Annotated in this window: 9 protein-coding genes and 3 pseudogenes; 9 read left to right on the forward strand and 3 right to left on the reverse strand. The window is 34.2% G+C overall.

Annotated features, from left to right (window positions below; genetic code table 11):
- A pseudogene (locus I2F17_RS11950) lies at positions 1–184 on the forward strand (IS982 family transposase); the annotation flags it as partial.
- A 5-nt stretch (positions 185–189) separates the two neighbouring features.
- Here the strand turns inward: I2F17_RS11950 and I2F17_RS12805 are convergent.
- Positions 190–824 (reverse strand): annotated as a pseudogene (locus I2F17_RS12805) (transposase); the annotation flags it as partial.
- Between the two features lie 180 nt (positions 825–1,004).
- Here I2F17_RS12805 and I2F17_RS11960 point away from each other — a divergent pair.
- The 8 genes from I2F17_RS11960 to I2F17_RS11995 all read left to right on the forward strand — a co-directional run bounded on the left by I2F17_RS11960 (position 1,005) and on the right by I2F17_RS11995 (position 8,559).
- The gene (locus tag I2F17_RS11960) at positions 1,005–1,544 is read left to right on the forward strand and encodes a sigma-70 family RNA polymerase sigma factor (RefSeq protein WP_196423581.1); all 540 of its coding nucleotides are present in this window, start codon (positions 1,005–1,007) and stop codon (positions 1,542–1,544) included.
- Between the two features lie 3 nt (positions 1,545–1,547).
- Positions 1,548–2,552, forward strand: coding sequence for a FecR family protein (locus I2F17_RS11965; RefSeq protein WP_196423582.1), 1,005 nt, complete (start codon positions 1,548–1,550; stop codon positions 2,550–2,552).
- 96 nt (positions 2,553–2,648) lie between these two features.
- Positions 2,649–3,221, forward strand: a complete 573-nt coding sequence (locus I2F17_RS11970) for a biliverdin-producing heme oxygenase (RefSeq protein WP_196423583.1) — start codon at positions 2,649–2,651, stop codon at positions 3,219–3,221.
- Between the two features lie 115 nt (positions 3,222–3,336).
- On the forward strand, positions 3,337–3,726 hold the full coding sequence (locus tag I2F17_RS11975) for a YbaN family protein (protein WP_196423584.1): 390 nt from the start codon (positions 3,337–3,339) through the stop codon (positions 3,724–3,726).
- A gap of 148 nt (positions 3,727–3,874) precedes the next feature.
- Complete coding sequence (locus tag I2F17_RS11980; protein ID WP_196423585.1) at positions 3,875–6,517, forward strand: TonB-dependent receptor; 2,643 nt, start codon at positions 3,875–3,877, stop codon at positions 6,515–6,517.
- 78 nt (positions 6,518–6,595) lie between these two features.
- The gene (gene exbB, locus I2F17_RS11985; protein WP_211140099.1) at positions 6,596–7,303 is read left to right on the forward strand and encodes a tonB-system energizer ExbB; all 708 of its coding nucleotides are present in this window, start codon (positions 6,596–6,598) and stop codon (positions 7,301–7,303) included.
- Between the two features lie 12 nt (positions 7,304–7,315).
- Positions 7,316–7,738, forward strand: a complete 423-nt coding sequence (gene exbD / locus I2F17_RS11990; RefSeq protein ID WP_196423586.1) for a TonB system transport protein ExbD — start codon at positions 7,316–7,318, stop codon at positions 7,736–7,738.
- Positions 7,735–8,559, forward strand: a complete 825-nt coding sequence (locus I2F17_RS11995; protein ID WP_211140100.1) for an energy transducer TonB — start codon at positions 7,735–7,737, stop codon at positions 8,557–8,559. Before exbD ends, I2F17_RS11995 begins: the two co-directional genes overlap by 4 nt.
- Before the next feature lie 120 nt (positions 8,560–8,679).
- On the opposite strand, the pseudogene I2F17_RS12000 reads toward I2F17_RS11995, so the two are convergent.
- Both I2F17_RS12000 and I2F17_RS12005 read right to left on the reverse strand, forming a co-directional pair.
- Positions 8,680–8,811 (reverse strand): annotated as a pseudogene (locus I2F17_RS12000) (IS982 family transposase); the annotation flags it as partial.
- A 13-nt stretch (positions 8,812–8,824) separates the two neighbouring features.
- Positions 8,825–9,009: transposase (locus I2F17_RS12005; RefSeq protein ID WP_196423217.1), on the reverse strand; the 185-nt coding region annotated here is incomplete at its 5' end.

Consider the following 9,009-nt stretch of genomic DNA (forward strand, 5'->3'; position numbering starts at 1 on the left):
CTACTTGAAGCAACGAAATAAGATTGAAACATTGTTTAGTTTATTGAAAGGCCAATACAACTTAGTGACAAGTAAAGCGAGAAGTATTCAAGGCTATTTATCTGGAATTTATGCCTCTTTATGTGCTTATCAGGTTTGTCATAAGAATAAGCCGAACATTCGAATAATTGGTGCTTCGGCTTAAACAGGATTCGGGTTATGATAGGTAATCAGATCAATAAGTTGCTCTTTCAGTCTACTTTTAAAGTCTTGACTGAGATAACCTCGATCTGCAAGAGTTTAGTATGTAATCCTGTCCTGTCACAAATTGTTCAATCATTTTAATATCAGCAACGTGTTCATTGGATAAAAGAGTATTGACCATCTCACATGTTACATTCATCAGGACATGCAGTTTACAACTAAAAAACCATCCCACTGGACTTCTCCCTCTCGTTGCAATATCACTTCGGGATTTATGATGTTGTATACGCTGATTCTTACATACAGGCAGAGTGATTGAATCAATCCACAGGTATGAATTCTTTTTATCTTTCATCAAGGTGAAATGTAAGGCATGCATTGCGACCTGATCATACGCTGATAGCAAGGTAAGTATTTAAAAAATTAGAATAATTGTGATTTAGAAAAGTATAAAATGTTTTTAAATTATTGAATTGCGAGGTCTTGTACTATACAACGATTAGAATAATTTATGACAGGCTAAAATTTGTGGATCTAAGTCTTATACGATACTTTAATTGTTTGATATATTTCTAATAAATCGATTCAAATTTTAAAAATAAATCATCAATTGTGCAGAATAAAGCTGTAATATTATTCATCAGGACTAGAGCCGTTGGTTAGCTGTGGTAACTCAACTAATGGCTCTAATTCTAGTTCTAGATTTTTTCAATTTTATTTCTACAGTTCAAGAGCAATTAAAATTTATAGCTTTAAATGCAAATAATTATCATTTGTTGTATTATTGTCTAATTCAAATCGTTAAACGTGCATATCGCCACATGAAAAACTCATCCTTACATCTTGAAGAAAATGACGAAAGACAAATATTCATAAAGATATATGAAGAGAATTATCAATGGTTGAATCGTTGGTTATTAAAAAGCCTCAAGTCGAACTTGCACTTAGATGATTTGGTTCAAGATACTTTTTTAAAACTGTTTATATCAAAAAAAGCACATTTAATTCGTGAGCCTAAAGCATATTTAGCGACTACTGCGCGTAGACTATTTATAGACCGTACTCGCCATGAAATTATTGAAAGAAAATATCGAGATTATTTACAAGAATATGCTGATGAATACATTGATTATTCACCAGAAGAGATTTTGTGTCATTTACAACTTTTAGATCAGGTTGCAATGGCAATAAGTGATTTGCCTGAACGTCAGCGAGTGAGCTTTTTACTGTATTATCTAGAAGGAGTTAAGCAGAGTGATATTGCAGTACGCTTTAATGTTTCAACGAGAACTATACAAAACGATTTGGTGAAAGCAATGGTACAATGCCATCTTTGTATTCAGCAAGATTATTCATCTTAGTGTATGTCTCAAGATCAATACCCGCAAAAAAAAATAGCATCTCGCTCAGTGATTATGGAGCAAGCCGCACAGTGGTTTCTTATTTTAGATGATCAGAATTGTAGTCAAGAAGAGTCTCAGCAGTTTCAGACGTGGCTAAAACAAGATTCTAGCCACGAGGATTGCTTTAATGAGATTAAACAGACTTTCGATCAGTTTTCTCAGTTTAGGCAAACTCATCGAAGACCTATACCTCATCAGTTAATTGAAAACTCCATTCAAAAAACACAAGAGAGTTCAATTTTTAAAAAACAGGGTCTTTATTCAATAGCAATTATTTTTCTTGTGTTTCTATTATGGTGGATTTCACCGACAGAGGCATGGTTTGCAGATCAAAAAAATGCTTATAACACATGGTCGGAAACTAAACTTTCTGACCATTCATATATTAAAATGAGTGGTAATACATTATTTAATGTTGATTATAATCAGCAGCAAAGAAATATTCATTTAATTACGGGAAATATTCTTGTTGATGTTGCAAAAGACAGTCGACGTCCTTTCTTTGTAAAAACTGATCATGTTGCAATAAAAGTATTAGGAACACGTTTTATAGTTCATCACTTTAAAGACTTAACGGTATTGACTATGCTTCATTCAAGTACCCAAGTAGATATTTCTTTAAAAAATCGTCAAAAGAAAACTATTTATGTGCATGCAGGACAACAATTAGTAATAGATGAGCAGGGCGATTATTCAATACAAAATCTTTCTATTCATTTAGCTGAAGAATCATGGAAAAAGCAAAGGCTTGCTGTAGATTTAATGCCTTTAGATCAGGTATTAAATATTTTACAAACGTACGAAAGCAACACATTGAAATATAATCCAGCACAATTACATCAGATAAAAGTTTCGGCTATTTTACCTTTGGATGGTTCGGGTGTGGCATTGTTACAGGCAAGTTTACCTATTAGCGTGAGTGACAATATGTTTAATCAAAAAGTAATTTCTCTTAAAAAAGAATAAATTTCTTCGTAATTTTATTTTTCACTCGACCTCTTATAGTGAAAGAAAAAAGCAAATTCAATTTTTGCTTTGAAGATTGATTTAAGGGGAGCAGTTATGCAAGAAGAAACGTTATCATTACGTTTAAAAAATGAAACAGCATCTGAACATGAGCGCATGCATCAGCTGATGAATAGTGCTGATATTTTTGCAACAAAAGAAAAATATACCCAATTTACTTTGTCTCAATATTACTTTCAAAAAGAGGTTGAACAGTTATTTTTGAATCCAAAGGTGATGGATATTATTCCAGATTTAGATACTCGAGGGCGATCAAACTTAGCCTTGTTAGACTTAAAGTATTTGGGTGCAACACCACAGTCATCTCAACCAATGAAACAGATTGCCTATCCTCAAGCATTGGGATGGATTTATGTATCAGAGGGTTCAACCTTGGGTGCTGCATTTTTATTTAAAGAAGCACAAAGAAAATTGGGATTTAATGAAAATTTGGGTGCTAGAAACCTTGCAGCTTATCCCGAAGGGCGCATGAAAGTATGGAAGCGATTTACCCAAGTATTAAATGAGGCTAACTTTAATATTGAAGAACAAAACTTAGTGATTCAAGGTGCTTTAGATGGTTTTGAGTATTTTGGAGCGCTTGTAGAGCGTATAGATCAACTTAAATAATTGCCTTGTAATGCCGAATCCACATCCTTTAATAGATGATTTTAAAGGATGTGAATCCATTTTATTTAAGCTTTATTTTCGAACAACCTTTTATTGAAATAAGAGTCAATCGATTATGACGACGCATGTGCCTCAAGAATTAGCAAAATCACTTTGGTTACGTTGTATGTACCTTACACTTGCTTGTTTATGCATTGTTTTAGGTGTAATTGGTATTTTTGTACCAGGACTTCCTAGCATAGACTTTTTTTTTCTTGCCTCATTTTTTGCAGCTAAAGGGTCTAGGCGTATGCATCAATGGTTTGTAAATCACTGGTGGTTTGGTCCAATTTTAAGACAATGGCATGAGCATAAAACAATTCCAATTTCTGCAAAAATATTTTCATTGTTAGGCATGTGTATTGGAGCATTACTTATGCTTTACTACATTCCACATCTTGAATGGGTTTTGGTCATTATTTGCTGCATGATTGCTGTTCAATTGTGGATGTGGATTAAAACATAATAAAATATAACTTTAAATACAATAGTTTATAAAATTAATGAAAATTATTCATATTATTGTTTCGCTTTTTGTGTGTTTGTACGACCTATTTGTAAAGTATGTAAAGATTTTTAACATTTAACAGACTGCAATAGGTGGTGAGTACTTCATGATAAAAACAAATCCTTTATCTAAGACATTTAATTTAAAACCGATAGTGATATGTGTCCATTTTGCATTGGTGTCCACATTAACTCTTTCAGCACATTCGGCATCTGCTGCTACAGGAGAGATGAAAAGTTATAATATTGGTTCTAATCGTTTGAATCATGTGTTGAGTCAGTTTGCAGATCAGGCAGGTGTTACTATTGCCATGAATGGAAGTGAGCTTTCTAAGATGACTAGCTCAGGTTTACAAGGTGAGTATCAAACAGAGCAAGGGTTTAATCAACTGTTATCAAATACAAATTACCATGTAGAAAAAACAAACAATGGTTATGTTGTTTTAAAAAAGTCAGAAACTAATTTATCATCGAATATCATTACAACTGGGGCATTAAATATTGCTGGAGCAACAGGTCGTACTGTCGGTGAAAATGATACAGCATCATCGGTTTTTGATACGTATAAAATGCCAGGCTCAGTACAACATGTGAGTCGTGAGATGTTAGATCGAGTAGCTTATAGTCGAACTGGTGATATCTTCAATGATACACCTGGGGTTGCAGCTGCAAATAGTACTAACTCTACAGGTTTACAAGTGAATATTAGAGGACTTCAAGGCCAAGGTCGGGTAAGAACGTTAATTGATGGTGCACAACAAAGCGTTTCAACGTATAGGGGGTATCCAGGTAATCGTGATGACACTTATATTGATCCGGATCTTATTGGTGCCATAGATATCAAAAAAGGACCGAATGCTGGGGCAACAAGTGCCGGGGTTATTGGTGGTGTTGTTTCATTACGTACATTAAATGCAGATGATATTATTACAGATCCCAATAAAAACTGGGGTGTTCGTATACGAGGTTCTATTGGAAATAATATTATTTCTGGTGATACCTGTATGAAAATTTCATCAGAGTACACAAAATGTATTAATCGCTCTCAGGGTACAGCAGTTACAAGTAGTCAATGGAGTAGCAATATATCAAGTCTTGGTGGAAAAATACCAACACATAATCTGGCAGGAAGTATTGCTACTGCTTGGCGTCCAACGCAAAACTGGGATATTACCATTGCCCATGCTGAACGTGAATCTGGAAACTATAAATCGGGTAAACATGGAATAGATAAATGGAAAGGTATTTATCGTGACTTTGAAGATACCGAAGTTGCAAATACGTCTATTGATTCTAACAGTACATTAATTAAAACTAGAGTTCGTTTTCTAGAAGACCACTCATTAGCATTAAGTTATTTAAGTTATGAAAATAATGCAGGGTACTATAGCTCTACTGCAGGTATGTTTACCGGGCCAAGAGTTCAAGGAGTACTCAGAAAAACAATAGCTAAGAACTATACGGCAAATTATGCTTGGAAACCTAACTCACCTTGGTTTGATCTGAAATTAAATGTATGGGGGACTAGAGTTGAAGGGGGAGAGGATTTACCAGACACAATGAGTACACCTAATATAAAAATGAAAAGTAATATTATAGGAGGAGAATTATTTAATATATCAAAAATTTCTGTTCCGGTTGGGTATTTAAATATAAAATATGGTTTGTCTTTATCTAAAGAAAAAACTACTTTTGGTTTAAATGAAGATCTTGATACAAGTTATGGTATGTTTGTACATGGTCAAAAAAGTAATACAGGACTTTTTACATCTTTAGACTGGCAGGCAACACCCTGGCTGAATATCAATGCAGGATTACAACATAATAAAAGTGATGCTGATAACTTAGATACGAGAATAATTAGAAGTTTTCAAGGAAATTTCCCACAGAATCAGAAAAAATCGTTTACAACAAATGCCCCAAATGTGAATATCATTATTCAACCAATAGATGAACTACAGTTTTTTGCGAGTTGGAATAAAGGCAAACGTACACCAAGTATTCGTGAATTATATATGTCGACTGTTGTCGAGTCTGACCCGAACCTACGCCCTGAAAGTCAGCGTAATTTTGAATATGGCATAAGCTTTTCTAAGCAAGGTTTAATCACAGAAGATGACAAATTTGGTGTAAAAATTTCTCGATTTGATAACTTGACGAAAGACTATATTGCACGTGTGAATTGGGCTTCTTTAGGTGAAGATAGATTTGATCATCACGCAAGCTACGTATTTCATAATATTGATAAAGTGCAGCTCAAAGGATATGAACTATCTCTAGATTATGAGAATCACAAGGTATTTTCCAAGATTGGTTTAAGCTATTTTGATTCTATCAAAGCATGTTATCCAGATAGAAATGATGATAATGAGGCAATACCAAGTCAATGTTATTCAACACCAGGAAGTGATGATTGGAGTGCAAGTTATATGCCTCCTCGTTTTGAAACCAAAGCAACTTTAGGATTTAAATTTCTAGATGATCGATTAAAAGTTGGTGGAAAAATTCGTCGCTCAACATCTAGTTTGAGTGGTGGCTCTATGCGAGGGGTCAAAATGAGTGACATGATTTGGGATAAATACACTGTTTATGACTTGTTTGGGGATTATAAGTTTAATAAGAATTGGGCTGTTGGGTTTAGTATAGAAAATTTAACGGATCAATATTATATTCCAAGTTATTCAAATGCGCTTGAAGCATTGCCTGCACCAGGCCGTACCGCACGTGGGACAATTACTTTTAATTTTTAAAATTAAGCACATAAAACAGCTATATGTCATATAGCTGTTTTTGGCTAAATCTATTCATTTGATATTTGAGTGTTAAAAATGAGCATTGATTCAAAAATTTTATCTACCCTTAGTCCATGGAATATGTTTTTGAACGCAGATTGGGTTGTGCAAAGTACCATGATCTTGCTGATGATTGCATCTGTGACGACATGGACGATTCTCTTTGCAAAAAGTTATGAATTACGGAAGGTTAATCAACACCTTTACAAAAGTTATAAGCAGTTGGGGGCTATACAGGTTTTGAGTGATGTGTCTACGAAAGTTGATACTCACAAAAGTGTGATTTCTGATTTTTTATATGAAATTGATACAGAGTTTGATCAGTCTAAACAGCTTACTCAAAAGCTAGGGATCAAAGAGCGTATTGCTGCCAGATTAGAAAGTGTTGAACTATTCTATGTACGCCACTTAAAAAAAGGAATAGGAATACTCGCAACCATTGGTGCAATTTCTCCGTTTATTGGTCTATTTGGTACGGTGTGGGGAATTATGAATAGTTTTATTGGAATTGCTCACAGTAATACAACGAATCTGTCGGTTGTTGCTCCAGGCATTGCAGAAGCGCTTCTTGCAACAGCATTAGGCCTTGTTGCTGCCATCCCAGCAGTGATGATTTATAATTATTTTACTCGTACATTAAATACGATTAATGAAAATTTATGCAGTGTATCTTTACTCCTTCAGCAAATTGTATCTCGTGATTTAGATCATTATGAACAGCTTTATAAAGATCAAAAAGAGTAAGGCAGTTTTAAGATGAATAGAAAGCAAAGACGCTCTAGAATAAATTTACAAGAAAACCATGATATTAATGTAACGCCATTTATTGATGTTATGTTGGTTTTATTAATTATATTTATGGTAGTTGCGCCACTATCTACTGTAGATGTCCCTGTTGATTTACCTGCCAGTACGCAAAAACCACAGTTAAAGCCAAGTGATCCTATTTATTTGACTATAAAAAAAGATTTATCATTGGTTTTAAATGATCATTCAGTAGACTCATCTCAGTTAAGCAAACTTTTAGATACACTGAGTCATCATAATTATGATGAGCGTATTTTTTTGCGTGCTGATAAGAGTATTCCATATGAAAATGTAATGAATATAATTAATGTATTACGTAAAGCTGGATATTTAAAGATTGCACTTGTCGGCCTAGATGGTTCGTCAATATGAGTATAGTTGATAAAGATCGCCAGATGAGTCGCTGGCTGATGAGTTTAAGCATTGTATTATTTATCTATGCCACAGCTATCTACTTTTTTATGAAAGTAAATACGGTGAGTGTGCCTATTCCACCTCAGCAGCCTCAAACTGTGATGTTAGAACTCACACAGCTTACACCTATGACTCAAGATACTAAGCCAACCAATTTACCTGTAGGTGAGTTAAAGCAAGAGCAACATAAAGCACAATCAACTCAAAAAACTACTGTACCTAAACCAAAAGTAGTTATTGAACCAGTTGTCTCAAAAAAAACAGAAGTTATTATTCCAAAACCGTCTAAATCCAAAATGAGTGCCTCACATGTGGAGGATTCAAATTCAGATCAGGCTCAAGAGAAGCAACGTATTAAAGAGAACAACAATGAAAAAGATCAAAATAATGTAGATCAAACGTCTGCACCACCTTCTAATCAAGTAGCTAAAGATGAAAAAACAGCAGCAAATCAGACGCTCAGCGGTGAATCCTTACACAAAGTCAATCTATCTTGGCAAGCTATGGTTTTAAGCCGTCTTGAGCAATTTAAGCGTTACCCTCGAAAAGCTCAATTTAATCATCAAGAAGGTACAACGCTTATATACTATACAATAAACCGTCAAGGAGAGATTTTATCTGTTGATATCGCAAGAAGCAGTGGTTTTGAAGAGCTAGATATAGAGGCAAGTTCTGCAGTAAAACGTACAAAGATAGTTCCACCACCACCAGATGAAATTAAAGGAAATATCATAGAATTAACAACACCTATCAATTTCTTTATATCGAATAGGAAATAAAGGAAAATATTTAACTATTTTTAATATTCTAAGTCATGAAGGGATAATATAACCCTCTAGTTGATATCATCCCTTCGAATGTATTTAGTTGTCCTTTATAGTTAATAACCCGAATCCTGTTTAAGTCGAAGCACCGATTATTCGAATGTTTGACTTATTATTATGACAAACCTGATACGCACACAAAGATGCATAAATTCCTGCTAAATAGCCTTGAATACCTCTCGCCTTACTTGTGACTAAATTGTATTTATAGTCAAACAATCTAATTACTCATACAGACATGAAAAAACATCTGAAAGAGTCGATCAATACAATCCTCTTGCCATTCTTTTCTCTTTTTCTTAATCCATGCCCAAGTCTTTTCAATAGAATTCAAATCAGGACTATAAGCAGGCAACCATAAAATCTGATGCCCATAGTGTTCCAATAACTCCTGTATATCCGATC

The organism is Acinetobacter baretiae (assembly GCF_015627105.1).
Lineage (GTDB): Bacteria > Pseudomonadota > Gammaproteobacteria > Pseudomonadales > Moraxellaceae > Acinetobacter > Acinetobacter baretiae.